General features: G+C 65.4%; 17 protein-coding genes and 1 tRNA gene. 5 read left to right on the top strand and 13 right to left on the bottom strand.

From position 1 onward, the window contains the following. Positions 1–8: 8 nt before the first annotated feature. Complete coding sequence (gene rpiA / locus AWJ14_RS10960; protein WP_066178453.1) at positions 9–707, bottom strand: ribose-5-phosphate isomerase RpiA; 699 nt, start codon at positions 705–707, stop codon at positions 9–11. A gap of 194 nt (positions 708–901) precedes the next feature. Between rpiA and AWJ14_RS10955 the strand changes: the two genes are divergently transcribed. Together AWJ14_RS10955 and AWJ14_RS10950 are read left to right on the top strand one after the other, a co-directional pair. Beyond that, positions 902–1591, top strand: coding sequence for an HAD family hydrolase (locus tag AWJ14_RS10955; protein ID WP_066178450.1), 690 nt, complete (start codon positions 902–904; stop codon positions 1589–1591). A gap of 155 nt (positions 1592–1746) precedes the next feature. Then, positions 1747–1821: transfer RNA gene (locus AWJ14_RS10950), tRNA-Val, on the top strand. A gap of 52 nt (positions 1822–1873) precedes the next feature. Here the strand turns inward: AWJ14_RS10950 and AWJ14_RS10945 are convergent. Together AWJ14_RS10945 and AWJ14_RS10940 are read right to left on the bottom strand one after the other, a co-directional pair. Beyond that, on the bottom strand, positions 1874–4168 hold the full coding sequence (locus AWJ14_RS10945) for a putative bifunctional diguanylate cyclase/phosphodiesterase (RefSeq protein WP_066178448.1): 2295 nt from the start codon (positions 4166–4168) through the stop codon (positions 1874–1876). Then, positions 4147–4977 (bottom strand): substrate-binding domain-containing protein, encoded by an 831-nt coding sequence (locus AWJ14_RS10940; protein ID WP_083220185.1) that lies wholly within the window; start codon positions 4975–4977, stop codon positions 4147–4149. The genes AWJ14_RS10945 and AWJ14_RS10940 overlap by 22 nt, the downstream gene beginning before the upstream one ends. Positions 4978–5359: 382 nt before the next feature. On the opposite strand from AWJ14_RS10940, the gene AWJ14_RS10935 reads away from it, so the two are divergent. After that, complete coding sequence (locus AWJ14_RS10935) at positions 5360–6286, top strand: DnaJ C-terminal domain-containing protein (protein ID WP_066178443.1); 927 nt, start codon at positions 5360–5362, stop codon at positions 6284–6286. Beyond that, positions 6283–6615 carry a chaperone modulator CbpM gene (locus AWJ14_RS10930; protein WP_066178441.1) on the top strand — a complete coding sequence of 111 codons (333 nt, stop codon included), beginning with the start codon at positions 6283–6285 and terminating at the stop codon, positions 6613–6615. Before AWJ14_RS10935 ends, AWJ14_RS10930 begins: the two co-directional genes overlap by 4 nt. Before the next feature lie 30 nt (positions 6616–6645). On the opposite strand, the gene AWJ14_RS10925 is transcribed toward AWJ14_RS10930, so the two are convergent. The 10 genes from AWJ14_RS10925 to AWJ14_RS10880 all read right to left on the bottom strand — a co-directional run bounded on the left by AWJ14_RS10925 (position 6646) and on the right by AWJ14_RS10880 (position 15590). Further along, entirely contained in the window at positions 6646–7824 is a 1179-nt protein-coding gene (locus tag AWJ14_RS10925; protein WP_066178438.1) for an acetyl-CoA C-acyltransferase, read from the bottom strand. Positions 7825–7838: 14 nt separating this feature from the next. Further along, the gene (locus tag AWJ14_RS10920) at positions 7839–9128 is read right to left on the bottom strand and encodes an ArgE/DapE family deacylase (RefSeq protein WP_066178434.1); all 1290 of its coding nucleotides are present in this window, start codon (positions 9126–9128) and stop codon (positions 7839–7841) included. 14 nt (positions 9129–9142) lie between these two features. Further along, positions 9143–9799: a 3-oxoacid CoA-transferase subunit B gene (locus AWJ14_RS10915; RefSeq protein WP_245304214.1), complete on the bottom strand. Its 657-nt coding sequence runs from the start codon at positions 9797–9799 to the stop codon at positions 9143–9145. Next, positions 9783–10478, bottom strand: coding sequence for a CoA transferase subunit A (locus AWJ14_RS10910; RefSeq protein WP_066178429.1), 696 nt, complete (start codon positions 10476–10478; stop codon positions 9783–9785). Before AWJ14_RS10910 ends, AWJ14_RS10915 begins: the two co-directional genes overlap by 17 nt. Beyond that, positions 10478–11725 carry an aminotransferase family protein gene (locus tag AWJ14_RS10905; protein WP_066178672.1) on the bottom strand — a complete coding sequence of 416 codons (1248 nt, stop codon included), beginning with the start codon at positions 11723–11725 and terminating at the stop codon, positions 10478–10480. The genes AWJ14_RS10910 and AWJ14_RS10905 overlap by 1 nt, the downstream gene beginning before the upstream one ends. A gap of 64 nt (positions 11726–11789) precedes the next feature. Then, on the bottom strand, positions 11790–12557 hold the full coding sequence (locus AWJ14_RS10900; RefSeq protein WP_066178426.1) for an amino acid ABC transporter ATP-binding protein: 768 nt from the start codon (positions 12555–12557) through the stop codon (positions 11790–11792). Positions 12558–12576: 19 nt separating this feature from the next. Next, the gene (locus AWJ14_RS10895) at positions 12577–13233 is read right to left on the bottom strand and encodes an amino acid ABC transporter permease (protein WP_066178422.1); all 657 of its coding nucleotides are present in this window, start codon (positions 13231–13233) and stop codon (positions 12577–12579) included. Positions 13234–13263: 30 nt separating this feature from the next. Further along, on the bottom strand, positions 13264–13911 hold the full coding sequence (locus tag AWJ14_RS10890) for an amino acid ABC transporter permease (protein ID WP_066178419.1): 648 nt from the start codon (positions 13909–13911) through the stop codon (positions 13264–13266). Positions 13912–13929: 18 nt separating this feature from the next. Further along, positions 13930–14721 (bottom strand): creatininase family protein, encoded by a 792-nt coding sequence (locus AWJ14_RS10885; protein ID WP_171904859.1) that lies wholly within the window; start codon positions 14719–14721, stop codon positions 13930–13932. A gap of 92 nt (positions 14722–14813) precedes the next feature. Beyond that, a complete protein-coding gene (locus AWJ14_RS10880) occupies positions 14814–15590 on the bottom strand; it encodes a transporter substrate-binding domain-containing protein (RefSeq protein WP_066178410.1) in 777 nt (258 codons plus the stop codon). Between the two features lie 155 nt (positions 15591–15745). On the opposite strand from AWJ14_RS10880, the gene AWJ14_RS10875 reads away from it, so the two are divergent. Continuing rightward, a complete protein-coding gene (locus AWJ14_RS10875) occupies positions 15746–16699 on the top strand; it encodes a LysR family transcriptional regulator (RefSeq protein ID WP_083220183.1) in 954 nt (317 codons plus the stop codon). The last annotated feature ends 161 nt before the right edge of the window (positions 16700–16860 follow it).

Genomic DNA, 16860 nt, shown 5'->3' with positions numbered 1-16860 from the left:
ACTCCTGTTTAAGTCTTCGCCGTCAATGTCCGCGCGCCACTTTGCGAAGCGATGATCGCGGCATCCGCCATGTTGAGAAAGAGTCCGTGCTCGACCACACCGGGAATCGCGGCCAGTCCGATTGCGAGCGCTTCTGCATCGGGAATGCGGCCAAATGATGCATCGAGAATGAAATGTCCGCCATCGGTGAGATAGGGTCCATCCTTGTCGGGACGCTGCACGATGTCGCCGGTCAGGCCGAGCCGCGCGGCAAGCCGCTCGACCGCAAGCCGGGTCGCCGTCAGGCCGAACGGGGCCACCTCGATCGGCAGCGGGAACCGGCCGAGCGTATCGACGAGCTTGCTTTCATCGGCGATCACGATCATGCGCGCGGATGCCGCAGCGACGATCTTCTCGCGCAGCAGCGCGCCGCCGCCGCCCTTGATCAGGCCGAGCGCGCCGTCGACCTCGTCGGCGCCGTCGATGGTCAGGTCGAGTTCCGGCAGGTCGTCGAGCGAGAACAGCGGCACCCCGAGTTCGACGCAGAGCCGCGCGGTGCGTTCCGAGGTCGGCACTCCCTGGATGGCAAAGCCGTCGGCCACCTTTTCGGCCAGCAGCCGGACGAATTCATCCGCGGTCGACCCGGTTCCGATCCCCAGCCGCATTCCGTCCTCGACGTGATCGAGTGCCGCCTGCGCTGCCGCGATTTTGAGTTGCCGGGCGTCCATGCCAGCTTTCCGTCGTTGTTGATACCGGATGGCCTGTTAGCATGTAAGATGCGGGGAGGCAAAGCCCGTCTGACGCGCCCCGCCGTTCCGCCGCCGCGGCCCCGCTCCGGCGACGCGCTGGTCGCCGCGGCATTGCCAGCCCCGCCCACAGGCGCTAGGGAACCCGCACCGAAACCACCCACCCCGGAGCGCACATGACCTCTCCCCTCGTCATCTTCGACCTCGACGGCACCCTGCTCGACACCGCGCCGGACCTGATGGCGAGCTTGAACCATGTGCTCGGCCTCAACGGGCTTGAACCCGTCACCTTCGAGGACATGACCTGGCTCGTCGGCCAGGGCGCCAAGGCGATGATCGAGCGGGCCTGGGCGCATCACGGCCACCCCTCCTCGCCCGAACAGCTCGAATCCGCCTTCGACGCCTTTCTGGTGCATTATTCCGCCGAAATGCCCGGCCGCTCGCAGCCCTATCCCGGGCTGATCGCGGCACTCGACCGGCTCGAGGCCGCGGGCATGCGGTTTGCGGTGTGCACCAACAAGTCCGAAGGCCTGGCGCTGCGCCTGCTCGACAGCCTCGACCTGACCCGACGCTTCGCCGCCATCACCGGCGGCGACACCTTCAAGGTCAAGAAGCCGCATGGCGACCACATTCTCGGCACCATAGACAAGGCCGGCGCAGACAGGACGCATGCGGTGATGATCGGCGACAGCGTCAACGACATCCGCGCCGCGCAGAATGCCGGCGTGCCGGCGATCGCCGTGCCCTTCGGCTATTCCGACAAGCCAGTCACCGATTTCGACCCCGACATCGTCATCGATCATTTCGACGACCTGACCCCGGGCATGGTCATCGACCTGATCGCCGCCCGCGCCGGTCGCGGCTGATTTTCCGCCAAGCTGGAGGGCGGCCAGACCCAGACTTCCGGCAGCCGACCCACAGGCTTGTGCATCGACGTGCGATCTGGTGCTTGACGCCTGCCCCAAGCTGCGCTTATACCGCCGCTCAGCCGATCGCACCGGATCACTCCGGCGTCAGCGACGGGCGCGTAGCTCAGCGGGAGAGCACTGCCTTCACACGGCAGGGGTCACAGGTTCAATCCCTGTCGCGCCCACCATTCTTTCAGTTCCGGGAGAAGATAGCGCAAGCTGCGGCGGCACAACGTCGCCCTACCGGCGCGCGCGCCGCCCGGACGCAGCGGCCACTTCATGCCGCGCCTCCGCCGCCCCGAGTGCAGCCCCGTCCTGGCGCAGCGCGAAGCCGAGCGCGTCCTCGGCGGGTTGCGGACGGGCAAAGACGAAGCCCTGCACCACGTCACAGCCCAGTTCACGCAGCAGCGCGACCTCTTCCGGCGTTTCCGCGCCTTCGGCGACGGTCGTCATGCCGAGGCCTCGGCCAAGCCCGATGATGCCGCGCAGAAGTTCGGTCCGGCGTTCGGAGCCGGTCACGCCATCGATGAAGATCCGGTCGATCTTGAGCTTGTCGAAGGGAAGCTGGGTGAGATAGCCGAGCGACGAGAAGCCGGTGCCGAAATCGTCGAGCGCGAGCACCACGCCATGGGCCTTCAGCGCCTTCAGCACCGAGCGGACGCGGGTTTCCTCCTGGTCCACCAGAAGCGATTCGGTCAGTTCCAGGCACAATAGCTCCGGCGGGAACCCGGTTTCGGCCAGCACCTGGCCCACATCGGTGACGAGGTCCGTGCCCCACAGTTGCGCCACCGAGACATTGACCGCGACTTCGCGCGGCGGCGCGCCGGCATCGAGCCAGGCCTTGGCCTGGAGCACGGCCTGGCGCAGCACCCAGTGGCCGATGTCGCAGATCAGATGCGAGCTTTCGGCGATGGGGATGAAGACCGAGGGCGAAATCGGGCCGAGCGTGGGGTGGTTCCAGCGGATCAGGGCTTCGAAGCCCTTGACCCGGTCGGTCGCAAGATCGATCTGCGGCTGGTAATGCAGCATCAGCCCCAGGTCGTCCTGCAAGGCCGCGCGTAGATCGCTGGCGAAGGCCACCTTGCGCTGCACCGCTTCATCCATCCCGGGCTCGAACACTGCATAGCGCCCCCGCCCTTCCTCCTTCGCCCGGTACAGCGCCAGATCGGCATTGCGCAGAAGGTCGGTCACGCAGGCGCCGTGGTCCGGTACGCGCGCGATGCCGATGCTGGTGCCGATGGCGATATCGACCTGGTCGATCATGGTGGTGCCGGAAATCACCTTCAGCACTTCGCCGGCGACCGCCTGCCAATCCAGATCGCCCGTTGCGCTTTCCGCGACGACCGCAAACTCGTCGCCGCCCAGCCGGGCGATGAAGTGCTGGTTGCCCAGGGTGCGGGAGAGCAGATGGGCGATCCGGACCAGAAGTGCATCGCCGGTGGTGTGCCCGAGCGTGTCGTTGACGTCCTTGAACCGGTCGAGATCGAGCAACAGCAACGCCCCGTTGGACGCCTTGCGCATGCACCGGTCGATCATGTCATCGAGGCGGCGCTGGAACAGCGCGCGGTTGGCGAGCCCCGTCAGCGGGTCGTGATAGGCGAGCTGCTCGAGCTGGGCTTCGGCCTCCTTGCGGTCGCTGATGTCCTGGATGGTGCCGTAGATCCCCACCGCATTGCCGCTGTCGTCATAGCGCGTCTTCGTGGTGACGGCGAAATGGCCGATCGAGCCATCGCCGCGACGGGCCCTGAGGTCGATCTTGCTGATGGTGCCGTCGCGCCGCGCCTGGACCTGGGATTCGATCAGTCGCCGCGCGCCGTCTCCGGCATAGAGCGACAGAACCGCGCCATAGCTGGGGACGAAATTGCGAGAGTAGTGCAGAAGCCGATAGACTTCGTCAGACCACCACAGGTTCCGGGCTCCGAAATCATAGCTCCAGTCGCCGATCTTGCCCAATGCCTGGGCTTCGTAGAGCTGCGCGGTGCGCCGTCTCAGGCTGTCGCTGAAATCCTCGAGCTGCCGGACCGCCGTGTTGAGCGAACGCAACGGCCGGACCCGGGCAAAATAGGCGGTGATGCCGAACAGCGTGCTGAGCACGGCAAGCCCCAGCACCTGAAAGGCAAGACCGGCGAGCGGAATGCTGACCTCGGTCCTGCCGACCAGCTTTCCGGCCGACACCAGCGGCGCGGACCGCGAAAGGTTGAGGCGGCCGGGATCGGTCCCGACCGACAGGATCTTGCGGCCGTTGGCGCGAAACACCGTCAATTGGGTTTCGGCAAGCTGGCTCTCGTCGAGCTCAAGGATTTCGGCCAGCCTCACCCGCTGGTACTGCCACATGGTTTCCTGGGTGTAGATGTATTTGGAAAGCCGCGCGGCCTGCAATTGCGCAACGAAGGCCACGTGGCGGCCGAGGTAGCCGATCGAAACCGTGGCATAGGTCAGCGGCGGGACCACCGAAAGCAAAACCGCAACGACAAAGGCCGCGCGGATGCGCGGCTTCAGATTGATGCTCGCGTTCAGTTTGCGATAGGCAGACATGCAGCCTCTCGCAATAGAGCCACGCCGGCATCCGAGCGGACAAAGGAGATGAAGCGCTCGGCGAGCGCCGTGGGCTCTGCCGGCTGCACGATGTAGAAGAGCTTCTGATAGGGATAGAGGCCGCGCTCGAGATTGTCGACGGTCGGTTCCTGCCCGTCGATCGACAGGAAATGCAGCGGCCGCTTTTCGGTGAGCACCTGGGCAAGGCTCGCCCCCACCAGCGACCCGTAGATGTCGGACGCCATGGTGAGGTTGTCCTGGTCGGTGCCGGCGACGGAAACGTCGATCCGCTCGCGCACCGTCTCCATCGCCTCGGCCATCCCCGGAAAGGTCTGCCCCAGCAGGGTCGTGTCGCTCTCGCTGAGCGGCCGCAGCACAACCCGGACCGGGGTATCGTCCGGCCAGCGCGAGTCCACCGACGAGAAAAAGCCGGCGACATCCTTGGCTTCGATGTTTCCCGGTCGTGGATAGGACGTCACCATGCCATAGGGGGTGCGGGCAAAAGGCGCTCCCGACAAGCCGAGTTCCGCTTCCCCCGGCTTGAGCGGACGGGCGGAAATGGCGATATCGATGGCACCGTCATAGGTGGCTTCGATGGCGCCGGAGCTGCCGAGCCCGCTGATGACCTCGACGGTTGCCCCCTCCTCCTGCGCCTCGAAGGCCGCGCCCAGCATCTTCATGAATTCGGTAGAGGCCCCGGTCCCGCCGATGCGCAGGGTTTCGGACTGGGCAGATCCCGCCTGACCAAGGCTCAGGGCAACAAGACAAAATGCCCATGCCGCAAATCGCCTTCCCGGACTCGATTTCATGCCAGCCCCCCAATTTCTACCAGATCATTTTAGAAATACTGGCTTAACGTCATGTAAACTTGCCGACGCAGGAATTCACGTCACCTCGAAGCGCTGTTTTACATGAACCCCGGGCTTCCCAACCATCGACCCCGAATCGGCTGCCGGCGCGGACGGCTCGGCAAAGCATGCCGGTCCCGCGGAAGGGTCTGGCAAAGCATTGCCGGAATACCTATCTCAGAAGGGCCAACGGTTCCCGCGGGCTTGATCCAGCACAAGACGGCAAAGCCGGCGCAGCACCCTGAATTGGCATCGCAATCCCGGCTCTTTCAGCGCGCCGCCGGCTAGCCCGGCGCCGATGCTCGCGAGGGCTGAAATCCATGCATTGCCGGAGCCAAACCGAATGAAGAATCCCTACGACATTCTCGGCATCAAGCGGTCGGCGAGCGATGCGGAGATCAAGGCGGCCTTCAAGAAGCTTGCCAAGAAGCATCACCCCGACCTGCATCCCGACGACAAGGCGGCCGAAGCCCGTTTCAAGGAGATCTCGGGCGCACACGAATTCCTGAAGGACAAGGAGCGCCGCCGCCGCTTCGACGCCGGCGAGATCGACGCGACCGGCGCCGAGACCCGGCAGCAGCGGTTTTACCGCGACTATGCCGGCCCCTCCGGCGCCCATGCGCGCCAGGACGGCTTTGCCAGCAACGAGGACCTCGAATCCTTCTTCGCCCGCGCCTTCGGCGGCGGCATGGGCGGCATGGGTGGCATGGGCGGGCGCGGCAGCATGAAGGCGCGCGGGCAGGACGTGACCTACACTTTGCGCGTTCCCTTCCTGACGGCGGCCCAGGGCGGCGTGCAGAAGCTGCAACTGCCCGACGGCAAGACCTTGAACGTCACCATTCCCGAAGGCGCCGAGGACCGGCAGAGCCTGCGGCTCAAGGGCCAGGGCGGCCCTGGCTTCAACGGCGGCCCGGCAGGCGACGCGTTTATCGAACTGCATATCGAGCCCGATGCCCATTTCGTGCGCAAGGACGACAATGTGCATATCGAGGTGCCGGTGACGCTCAAGGAAGCCGTGCTCGGCGCGCGCATCGAGGTTCCGACGATTGCGGGGCCGGTGAGTCTCACTGTGCCGAAGGGCTCGAACACCGGCACCAAGCTCCGGCTCAAGGAGCGCGGCATCCGCAATGCGAAAACAGGCCAGCGCGGCCACCAGTATGTGACGCTCAAGGTGATGCTGCCGCCTGCCGAGGAGCCCGAGCTCGCAGCCTTCCTCGAAGGCTGGAAGCCGCGGCATGCGCAGGATCCGCGCAAGGAGATGCTGAAATGAAGAAGCTCGAAGAGATCGTCTCGCTTGTCCCAGACCTCAACCGCGCCGACCTGGACCGCTGGCTGAGAGACGCGCTGATCGAAGCCGAGGAGCGCGAGGGCGGACCGCGGTTGAGCGACCTGCAGGTCGCCCGCGTGCAGCTGATCTGCGCGTTGCGCTACGACATGGACGTCGAGGAGGAGACGCTGCCGGTGGTGCTCGACCTGATCGACCAGCTGCACGCCACCCGCGAACGGCTGTTCCGGCTGAGCCAGGCGGTGCTGGCCCAGGACGAGGAAGTCCGCGACGCGGTGCTGACCATGCTCGGCCGCAGCGGCGCCCGGCGCTGAGGCCGGGCGGACGCGGCTTCAGCCTGCACCTCAGGCGCAGATTTCGAACAGGCCGGCGGCGCCCATGCCGCCGCCCACGCACATGCTGACCACGCCGTATTTCGCGCCGCGGCGCCGGCCCTCGATGAGAAGGTGGCCTGCCATGCGCGCGCCGCTCATGCCGTAGGGATGGCCGATCGAGATCGCCCCGCCATTGACGTTGAGCTTGTCCGGATCGATGCCGAGCCTGTCGCGGCAATAGAGGAGCTGCGAAGCGAAGGCCTCGTTGATCTCCCACAGGTCGATGTCGTCGATCTTGAGCCCGTGGCGGGCGAGCAGCCGCGGCACCGCGAGCACCGGGCCGATGCCCATTTCCTCGGGCGCGCAGCCGGCGACCGCCATGCCGCGGAAGATGCCGAGCGGCGAGAGGTTTCGGCGCGCGGCCTCCTCCCCTGACATCACCACCAGCGCCGATGCGCCGTCGGAGAGCTGGCTGGCATTGCCCGCGGTCACCACCTTGTCCGGCCCCATCACCGGCTTGAGCGACTGAAGGCCTTCGAGCGTGGTGTCGGGGCGGTTGCTTTCATCGGCGGAAAGCGTGACCTGCTGCTTCGAGGTTTCGCCGGTCGCCTTGTCGGTCACGAGCTTGACCGCATCCATCGGCACGATCTCGGCATCGTAGCGGCCCGCGCGCTGGGCTTCCGCCGTCCGGCGCTGGCTTTCGAGCGCATAGGCGTCCTGCGCCTCGCGGCTTACGGAATAGCGCTCGGCCACCACTTCCGCCGTATCGAGCATGCTCATGTAATAGCTGTCGGCCAGGTCCGCGATCCGGTAGCAATGCTTGTTCCAATGCTCGTTCTGCACCAGCGAAATGCTCTCGACGCCGCCGGCCATGGCGATCTCGACGCCGTCATTGCGCACCTGGTGCGCGGCCGCCGCGAGCGCCGAGAGGCCCGAGGCGCATTGCCGGTCGATGGTCGCGGCCGCGACCGAGACCGGCAGGCCCGCTGCGATCACCGCATGGCGCGCGGCATTGACGCCCGCCGTGCCCTGGGTCAGGGCCGACCCCATGGTGAAATCCTCGATCTCGCCGCCCTCCAGGCCCGCGCGGGCGACCGCGGCGCGGATCGCATGCGCCATCATCACCGGGGCCTGGGTGGCATTGAAGGCGCCGCGATAGGCCTTGGCAATCGGCGTGCGGGCGGTGGAGACGATGACGGCTTCGCGCATGGGGGCGTCCTTCTTCAGATCTTGTCGAGCCCGCACCAGCGGGCGATGAACAGGGCCGTGGCCTGGGTCACGCGGCGGACGGACTCAAGCTCGACCTGTTCGTTGAACCCGTGAATCGCCTCCGCACGGGGTCCATAGACCAGCGCGGGCGTGTCCGCATAGAGGCCAAAGAAGCGGGCATCGGTGGTCGCGGTGATCGCGAGTTTGTCGAGCGCCGAGCCGTTAACGCTCATATGCGCATGCTCAAGCTCCGAGATCGCCTGGGTGGCAGCCGGCGAACGGTTTTCCGACAGCGCGTAGCCCTCGGCGTGGAAGCCGTGATAGACGATTTCGGGCGCGTTCTTGCGCAGGAACGGGTGCTCGGACGCCGCCTCCCGGAGCACCGCCTCGATTTCGGCCTTGGCGACATCAAGATCCTGGCCCGGAAACAGGCCCATGCGCACGTCGAACACGCACCAGGCTGGCACCGAGCTGGCCCAGTCGCCGCCCGAAATCTTGCCGATATTCAGATTGAGCGCGTGGTTGTGGTCGGCATAATCGGAATGGCGGCGGTCCGCGCGGTTCCAGCGGTGCTCCATCTCGTGCAGCGCCGCAATCAGCGGGATCGCCGCCTCGATCGCGTTCGAGCCGCTGCCGGCATAGGCGACATGGGTCGGCATGCCCTTCAAATGGACCTGGAACCACAGAACCCCGAGCTGCGCGGTGACGAGCTTTTCCGAGAACGGCTCGGGGATCAGCGCGGCATCAGCACGGTAGCCACGTTCGAGACAGGCGAGCGCGCCATTGCCGGTGCATTCCTCTTCCACCACCGACTGGAAGAACACGTCCGACGCAGGCTGGTAGCCCAGGTGCCTCAGCGCATCGAGCGCGAACAGGTTGGAGGCGAGCCCCGCCTTCATGTCGCCGGCGCCGCGGCCATACATCCAGCCGTCCTCGATGCGCGGCGCGAATGGCGGCGAGTGCCACATGTCGAGCGGCCCTTCCGGGACCACGTCAATATGGCCGTTGAGGATCAGGCTTCGGCCCTTGCCGCTGCCGCGATGCGTGCCCACCACATTGACCGCGTCCTCATAGGCGCCGATCACCGGCGAAAAGCCCGGCAGATGGGCGATCGCATCGACATCGATGGTCCAGCGGTCGACGGCGTAACCGCGGGCGCCCAGTTCTTCGGCCATGAAGTCCTGTGCCGACTGCTCGTTGCCGCGGGTCGAGGGATGCGAGGTCAGTTCCGCGAGGAAGTCGACCTCCCGGTCGAACACGGCATCGACAGCGTGAAGAATGGAAGTCTCGTCATGCGAGGTCATGTTGTCCGCCTGGTCTAGAATCTGGGGATCGGCCCGTCGGCCACGATCAGCGGCGCCCCGGTGGCAAAGCGCAGCTCGGCGAGCTCCACCCCTTCTGCCAGTTCCACGAGATGCAGGCCATCGGGCCGGACGTCGCACACCGCCATGTCGGTATAGATGCGGTCGACACAACCGCGCGCTGTCAGCGGCAGGGTGCAGCGTTCGAGGATCTTCGGGTTGCCGTGCTTGTCGGTATGGGTGGTGAGCACCCCCACCCGCCGCGCCTTCTGCGCAAGCTCGATGGCGCCGCCGACGCCGGCGGCGAACTTGCCGGGGATGATCCAGTTGGCAAGATCACCGTTGGCGGCGATCTCGAAGGCGCCGAGGAGGGTGAGATCGAGCCGCCCTCCCCGGACCAGCGCGAAGGAGACGGCGCTGTCGAAGAACGAACCTCCGGCCGCGCACAGGATATAGCCGCCGCCGGCATCGATCAGGTTGCGGTCCTCGCGGCCCGGCGCCGTCAGGCCGCCGACGCCGGCGATGCCGTTTTCCGAGTGCAGGCAGACGGGACAATCGGGCGCCACATGGGCCATCACCTGGGTCGGAAGCCCGATGCCGAGATTGACGGTCATGCCGGGCAGGATGTCGCGCGCGGCCCGGGCGAGCATCCTCTGCTTAGCGCTTGACGACACCGTAGACCTCCATGAGTTCGGGCGGCAGCGCCACCAGATGGTCGACGAAGGGCGCCGGCGTGTGGATCGCGTCCGGCGCGAGGCCGCCGAGCGGCACCAGGTCTTCCGCCTCGGCAATGGTGCACTCCGCCGCCATCGCCATCAGCGGATTGAAATTGCGCGCGGTCGCCACATAGGCGAGATTGCCGAAGGTGTCGGCGGTGGCCGCATGCACCAGCGCGAAATCGGCCTCGAGCGCGGGTTCGAACAGCAGCGTCTCGCCGTCGATCTCGATCCGCTTCTTGCCCTCGGCCAACAGCGTGCCGACGCCGATGTCGGAGACGAAGCCGCGGAGCCCGGCGCCAGCGGTGCGGATGCGCTCGGCGAGGATGCCTTGCGCCACGAACTCGACCTCGATCTCGCCCGCATTCATCATCCTGACCGCATTGCCGTTGAGCCCGACATGGCTGGTGATCAGCCGTTTGACGAGCCCGGCCTGAAGCAGCCAGTCGACGCCCATGCCGGGCTCGTTGGCGTCGTTCTTGATGATGGTGAGGTTCCTGGGCCCCTGACGCACCAGTTCCTCGATCAGCGTGAACGGCGTGCCGGGCACGCCGAAGCCGCCGATCATGACGCGGGCACCGTCGCCGATCTTCGAGATCGCCGCCGCGAGATCCGTGGTCTTGTCCGGAAACGGCATTATCGGTTCACCGGCAGGTTCATCTCCGCAGCCATCGCATCAAGGCAGTCGATGAGCGTCGCAATGATCTCGCCGATCTGCGCCTCGGTGATGATCAGCGGCGGGCAGACCAGGAAATGGTCGCCTTCCTTGCCGCCGCGGGTGCGGCGCGAATAGATGATCAGGCCCCGGTCATAGGCGAGATCGACCAGGCGGTTGTAGGCGTTCAGCTCCTTGGGCAAGGGCGCCATGGTCTCGCGGTCCGAGACCAGTTCGAAGGCGAGCAGCAGGCCCTTGCCGCGCACATCGCCGATGAACGGATAACGGTCCATCAGGCCGGTGAGTTCGCTCTTCAGGCGATCGCCCATCACCCGCGCATTGTCGACGAGCCCGAGCCGGTCCATTTCCCCGAGCACCGCGCAGCCGGCGGCACAGGCGAGCGGATTGCCGGCATAGGTGAAGCCATGCATGAAGCCGCCGGCATCGAGCACCGTGTCGACGATCGCATTCTGCGCCACCATCGCGCCGAGCGGCGCATAGCCCGCGGCAAAGCCTTTCGACAGCGCCACGATGTCGGGGACCACGCCCCAGTGCTCGGAGGCGACGAACTTGCCGAACTCGTCGCAGATCTCGCGGATGCGGCCGTAATAGCTGTCGGGGGCGACCAGCGCGCCTGTAGAGGCGCCGCCGACCGGCTCCATCAGGAAAGCGAGCACGGTTTCCGGCCCCTGCGCCAGGATCTCATCGCGCAGCATGTCGGCATATTTGAGCCCCCGGTCGTGATCGGAGAGATTGTCGCGGTCGAGATAGCACAGCGGTGCGGGGACCTTCGGCATCGGCCGCAACATCGGCTCGAACGGCTTGGTGAGCGGGTCGTAGCCGGTGAGTGCCACCGCACCGAGCGTGCCGCCGTGATAGGAGGGAAAGCGCGAGATCACCTTCCAGCGGCTCTCCTGGCCGACGGCGAGCGTGTATTGCCGCGCGAGCTTGACCGCGCTTTCGACCGCTTCCGAGCCGCCGGAGACGAAGAACACCCGGTCGAGCCCTTCGGGCATGCGCTCGGCGGTCATCCGCGCGAGCCGCTCGGCCGGCTCGTTCTGGAAATGCAGCCGGTAGCCGAAGGTCGACTTGTCCATCTGCGCCTTCATGGCGGCGAGCACATTGGGATTGGAATGGCCGATATTCGACACCATCGCGCCCGACGAGCCGTCGAGATAGCGCTTGCCGGTGGTGTCATAGAGATAGATGCCTTCCGCGCGGTCGAGCATCGGCCGGGCCAGACGCGACTGGTAGAACAGGTTGGACTTGAGATCTGCGCCGCTGGTCTTCACGTTAGTTGCGTCCTCTGAGGTGTTTGCGAAGGAAATTCCGGGTGCGTTCATTGGCCGGGTTTTTGAAGATCACGTCGGGCGGCCCCTCCTCGACGACGACGCCCTGGTCCATGAACAGGACCCGGTCGCAGACATCCTGGGCAAAGCCCATTTCGTGGGTGACGATGATCATGGTCATGTGCTCCTCGGCGAGCTGCTTCATGACGAGGTTGACCTCCTCGACCAGCTCCGGGTCGAGCGCGGACGTGGCCTCGTCGAACAGCATCACCTTGGGCTTCATGGCGAGCGCCCGGGCGATCGCCACGCGCTGCTTCTGCCCGCCGGAAAGCTGCGAGGGGTAATAGTCGATGCGGTCGAGCATGCCGACCTTGGTCAGTTGCTCGACGGCGAGTTCTTCGGCTTGGGCGCCCGTGATGCCCTTGAGCATCTTCGGCGCGAGCGTGATGTTTTCCCTGACCGTCAGGTGCGGAAACAGGTTGAAGTGCTGGAACACCATGCCGATGTTCTGCCTGACCTTGTTGATGTGGGTCTCGTACTGGCGCGGCGGCAAAGGCTTGTTGACCTGCTCGTCCTCAAGCCAGACTTCGCCCGAGGTGAGCGGATCGAGATCGTTGATGGCGCGCAACAGCGTCGACTTGCCCGACCCGCTCGGCCCGATGATGGCGACGATCTGGCCCTTGGTCACCTGCAGGCTGATGTCCTTGAGCACTTCGAGCGAGCCGTAGCTCTTGGCCGCGTGCCTGATGTTGATGATCGGATTTCCGGTCATATGGGTCTCCCTCAAAGCCTCAGCGGGCGATCTGGATGCGCCGCTCGATGCGGCGCAGCCCGGCCTCGAGGCCAAGATTGATGACGTAGTAGCAGGCGGCGGCAGCGACATAGAATTCGAACGGACGGAAGGTGCGCGAGATCGCCATCTGCGAGGAAAGCGTGAGTTCGGTGACGCCGATCACCGAGACCAGCGCGGAATCCTTCAGAAGCGCGATCATGTTGTTGCCGATCGGCGGCACCACGGAGCGGATGGCCTGCGGCACCACCACCTTGCGCAGCGTCTGCCCGCGGCTGAGCCCCAGCGTGCGCGCGCCCTCGTATTGCCCCTTGTCGACGGCGAGAATGCCGGCCTGGATGATGTCGGAATTGTAGACCGCGAAATGCAGGCCGAGCCCGATCACGCCGGCGACGAAGGCCGGCAGGTCGACGCCGATCTGGATCAGCCCGAAATAGATCAGGAACAGCTGCAGCAGCAGCGGCGTGCCCATAAACAGCCAGGCAAACAGCCGGAACGGATAGCGGATCGGCCAGGGCGCATAGAGCGCGATCACGGCAAACAGGATGCCGCCGAAAAAGCTCAGCACGGCAGCCGATATGGTGATCGCGACGGTCCAGAGCGCGCCGGTCAGCAGCGCGTCGAAAAACGGCGGGACGACGGAAAAATCAAGACCCATGACGGCCCCCGCATGTGCTTGAGTGCCGGGTCATTTGAGCGCCACCCGCCGGTCGAGCCAAGAGACGGCGGTGCCGGTAACATAGATGATCGCCATGTAGATGGCGCCGGCGAGGAAGAACATCTCGAACGGCTTGTAGGTCGAACCGATATAACGCTGCGCGGTATAGGTCAGTTCGACCACCGAAATCGCCGCCACCAGCGCGGTGCCCTTGATCAGCGCGTTGATATTGACGCCGAGCGGCCGGATCATCAGCCGGAGCGCCTGCGGCAGCGTGACGGCGCGAAAAGTCTCGAAGCGGCTGAGGCCCAGCGTGCGCGCCGCCTCGGTCTGGCCGCGGTCGACCGAGATGATGGCGCCGCGCATGGTTTCGGTCATGTAGGCGCCGATATTGAAACCGAGCGCCAGCACGCCCGCCTCGAAGGCCTCGAGCTGGATGCCGATCTGCGGGCCGCCGAAATAGAGGATGAAGACCTGGATCAGCGCCGGCGTGCCGCGGATCAGGCTCACATAGGCCGCGCCGATGAAGCGCAGCACCACCGAGCGCGACAGCCGCGCCGCGGCGCCGAGCGCGCCGCAGACGAGCCCCAGCAGCATCGACAGCACCGACAGCTGGATCGTCACCCAACCCGCCTCGATGAAGTAGGGAAAGACGCGAATGATCAGATCCGTGTCCACGGTCCGGTCCCTTTCGGCTCAGTGCCGGTCGACGCGCGGCAGAAGCGGCAGCGCCCGGATCTCGCGCACCAGTTCGACGGTCGCGTTGACGGCGGCATCGAGGAACAGCTTGCCCTTCTCCGCGGTGGCGACCGTGGGATCGCCCATGGTGCCGTCTTCGGAAACCGACGACCACCAGCGCATCAGCATCGCCTTGCCGCCGCCGCCGGCGAGATCGAGATTGAAGAACTTGCTGCCCGGATTGTGGGCGATCTGGCTCTTGGCCGTGCTGAGATCCACGAGATCGGGATGCAGATGCATGTAGATCGAGGCCTCGAACTCGCCCGCATGGGCTATCCCGCCGAGCGGAGAGCTGCGGATCTCGTTGATTTCCTTCGAAATCAGGTTCCAGTAGGAGCAGCTCACGCAGAGCACTTCGGACTGGATCACGGTCTTGCGCGCGGCGAGATCAAGCACCGGATGGTTCGAGCCGTGCGAATTCAGGAGCAGGATGCGGCGGAAGCCGTGATGGGCGAGCGACTTGGTCACATCGGTGATGAAGGAAATCAGTGTCTCGGGCTCGATCCAGATCACGCCCGGAAAATCCTTGTGGTGCTCGTTGAAGCCATAGGGGATCGGCGGCATCACCAGGATGTCCTCGGGCGCGAGCTTGGCCGCTCCCTCCGCCACCGCCATGCCGAGCACCGTGTCGGTGTCGAGCGGCATGTGCGAGCCGTGGTCCTCGGTGGCCGACACCGACAGGATCACCACCCTGTCCTTGTCCGCGTCGCGCACTTCGTCGATCGTGAGTTGGCCGTAATGGGTCTTCATCGCGTCATCCTGGTGCCCGCGGGAAACGGGCGGGTTCGAACTGTCGGAAAAATCCCGCGCGAAGATGTTTCGCGCGGGACCGGGAAACGGGATCAGCGAATGTCGCCGCCGACCCATTCATTGGCGATCTTGAGATAGGTGCCGTCTTCCTGCATGGCGTCGAGGGCTGCCTGCATTTCGGCGGCAAGCTCGAGGTTGCCCTTGCGGATGGCGATGCCGGCACCGACGGATTCGGTTTCGAGATCGTTGAGGGCCACGAGCTCGCGGTTGCTTTCCTTGGCGGCCAGGATGACGGCGACGGAATCGGCGATGATCGCGTCGACGCGGCCGTTTTCGAGTTCGAGCAGCAGTTCGGGCAGGCCCTTGTAGGTCTTGACGGTGTAGCCCTGTTCACGCGCCCACTGTTCGTGGGTTTCGCCGAGCGTCACGCCGACGGTGGCATCGCCCAGCTGGCTCACGGAGGTGAGCGGCGAACCGGTCATGGTGAAGATCGCGCGCTTGGTGGTGTAGTAGGGTCCGACAAAATCGACCACCTTCTCGCGTTCCTCGGTGATCGACATCGAGCCGACGATGGCATCGTATTTGTTGGCGAGCAGGCCACCGATGATGCCGTCCCAGGCGGTGGTGACGATCTCGGCCTCGAGCCCCATGCGCTTGGCGATTTCGGTGCCGATGGCCGCGTCGAAACCGACGACTTCGTTCTGTTCGTTGACGAAGTTGAAGGGCGGATAGGCGCCGCTCATGGCGATGCGCATGGTGCCCTTTTCCTTGATGGCGGCCAATTCGTCGGCGGAAGCGGCTCCGGCGGTGACGAAAGCCAGCGACCCGACCGCAATCGCGGCCCCGATAATCCTGGTAAACGCGTTCATGTGACGCCCTTTTCTGTTCCATTGCTGATGTTCTGAGGGACCGTGGCAGCCGGGGAAGCGAGAAATGCCGCATCAGCCCTGGGGCGTTTTGTGACATGCCGCTTTACCATGGATCAAACAGATATTATCAATCCAGAGCATAAACAGGATTTATGATGCAGCCCTACGAACAACGGTTTCCCTGGAATCTCGACTGGAACCTGCTGCGCACCTTCATGATCGTGGTGGACCAGCGCGGCCTGACCCGGGCGGCGGACTTTCTGGGGGTGACGCAGCCCACCATTTCGAGCGCGCTCAAGCGGCTTGAAACCACCATCGGAGCCTCGCTCATTGACCGGCGGCCGGGCCATTTCGCCGTGACCGAGGCGGGACAGGTGCTCTACCAGGAATGCACCGCGCTGTTCGGCGCGGTCTCGCAGATTCCCGGCCTGATCACCAAGGCGCAACGGCGCGTGACCGGCCACATCACCATCGTCATGACCAGCCACGTGGTCTGCGATCACCTCGACCGCGTGCTCTACAGGTTCAATGAAGACCATCCGGGCGTGACCTATTCGATCTCGATCGCCGAAAGCTCGGAAGTGCTCAACCGCGTGCGCCAGAACCGCGCCACCTTCGGCGTCTGCCTGATGCGCGATCCCGATCCCGCACTTCTCGCGCAGCCGCTCTACCGGGAACGCTTCGCGCTGTATTGCGGGCCGCGCCACCGCCTGTTCGGCAAGACCCAGATCAAGCTTTCGGAACTCAAGGGCGAAAACTCCGTCTCGTTCCAGACCGAGGTCGAAAGCGGACCGCTGTTCCTGCTTGCGCAGCTGCGCGAGCGCGCCCTGCTCGACCCCGAAGTCAAGGGCGTCTCCGCCAATCTCCCGGAAGTGCGCCGCATGATCGTCGCCGGCATCGGCGTGGGCGCCCTGCCCGTCCATGTCGCAAGCCGCGATGTCGCGGCCGGCCTGTTGTGGCCGCTGCCGCCCTATGGCGGGTTGCCGACGGCGGATATCTACTTCGTCACCAATCCCCGCCGCAGCCTCAATCCGGCCGAAAGCGTTCTGGTGGCCGCGATCGGGCAACTGATCGAGACCACGCCGATCGCCGAACGGACATATCCCTGAGCAGCCGCCTCGGCTCGAAGCCGCGCCGGCGGGAATAGGCCTAAAGACGAAGTCGTCTTTTCGGATGAACCGGCATAGGTTCCGCGATGGCCCGAAGCGGAAGCGGTACGAACGACACCGCGACGCATCTTGATTGAACCGGACAATCGTGTGGGTTAGGG

Source organism: Parahoeflea olei (assembly GCF_001703635.1).
Taxonomy (GTDB): domain Bacteria; phylum Pseudomonadota; class Alphaproteobacteria; order Rhizobiales; family Rhizobiaceae; genus Hoeflea; species Hoeflea olei.
Note: the sequence above shows the minus strand (reverse complement) of the source record. Positions and strands in the feature narration are given on the sequence as shown.

What these genes read in the sequence shown, in the direction of transcription:
- AWJ14_RS10900 (WP_066178426.1), bottom strand. Translation starts at nt 12,557, where the DNA reads ATGACCGGAAATCCGATCATCAACATCAGGCACGCGGCCAAGAGCTAC.
- AWJ14_RS10880 (WP_066178410.1), bottom strand. Translation starts at nt 15,590, where the DNA reads ATGAACGCGTTTACCAGGATTATCGGGGCCGCGATTGCGGTCGGGTCG.
- AWJ14_RS10940 (WP_083220185.1), bottom strand. Translation starts at nt 4,977, where the DNA reads ATGAAATCGAGTCCGGGAAGGCGATTTGCGGCATGGGCATTTTGTCTT.
- AWJ14_RS10955 (WP_066178450.1), top strand. Translation starts at nt 902, where the DNA reads ATGACCTCTCCCCTCGTCATCTTCGACCTCGACGGCACCCTGCTCGAC.
- AWJ14_RS10935 (WP_066178443.1), top strand. Translation starts at nt 5,360, where the DNA reads ATGAAGAATCCCTACGACATTCTCGGCATCAAGCGGTCGGCGAGCGAT.
- AWJ14_RS10925 (WP_066178438.1), bottom strand. Translation starts at nt 7,824, where the DNA reads ATGCGCGAAGCCGTCATCGTCTCCACCGCCCGCACGCCGATTGCCAAG.
- AWJ14_RS10905 (WP_066178672.1), bottom strand. Translation starts at nt 11,725, where the DNA reads ATGCTCGACCGCGCGGAAGGCATCTATCTCTATGACACCACCGGCAAG.
- AWJ14_RS10910 (WP_066178429.1), bottom strand. Translation starts at nt 10,478, where the DNA reads ATGCCGTTTCCGGACAAGACCACGGATCTCGCGGCGGCGATCTCGAAG.
- AWJ14_RS10920 (WP_066178434.1), bottom strand. Translation starts at nt 9,128, where the DNA reads ATGACCTCGCATGACGAGACTTCCATTCTTCACGCTGTCGATGCCGTG.
- AWJ14_RS10875 (WP_083220183.1), top strand. Translation starts at nt 15,746, where the DNA reads ATGCAGCCCTACGAACAACGGTTTCCCTGGAATCTCGACTGGAACCTG.
- rpiA (WP_066178453.1), bottom strand. Translation starts at nt 707, where the DNA reads ATGGACGCCCGGCAACTCAAAATCGCGGCAGCGCAGGCGGCACTCGAT.
- AWJ14_RS10930 (WP_066178441.1), top strand. Translation starts at nt 6,283, where the DNA reads ATGAAGAAGCTCGAAGAGATCGTCTCGCTTGTCCCAGACCTCAACCGC.
- AWJ14_RS10945 (WP_066178448.1), bottom strand. Translation starts at nt 4,168, where the DNA reads ATGTCTGCCTATCGCAAACTGAACGCGAGCATCAATCTGAAGCCGCGC.
- AWJ14_RS10895 (WP_066178422.1), bottom strand. Translation starts at nt 13,233, where the DNA reads ATGGGTCTTGATTTTTCCGTCGTCCCGCCGTTTTTCGACGCGCTGCTG.
- AWJ14_RS10885 (WP_171904859.1), bottom strand. Translation starts at nt 14,721, where the DNA reads ATGAAGACCCATTACGGCCAACTCACGATCGACGAAGTGCGCGACGCG.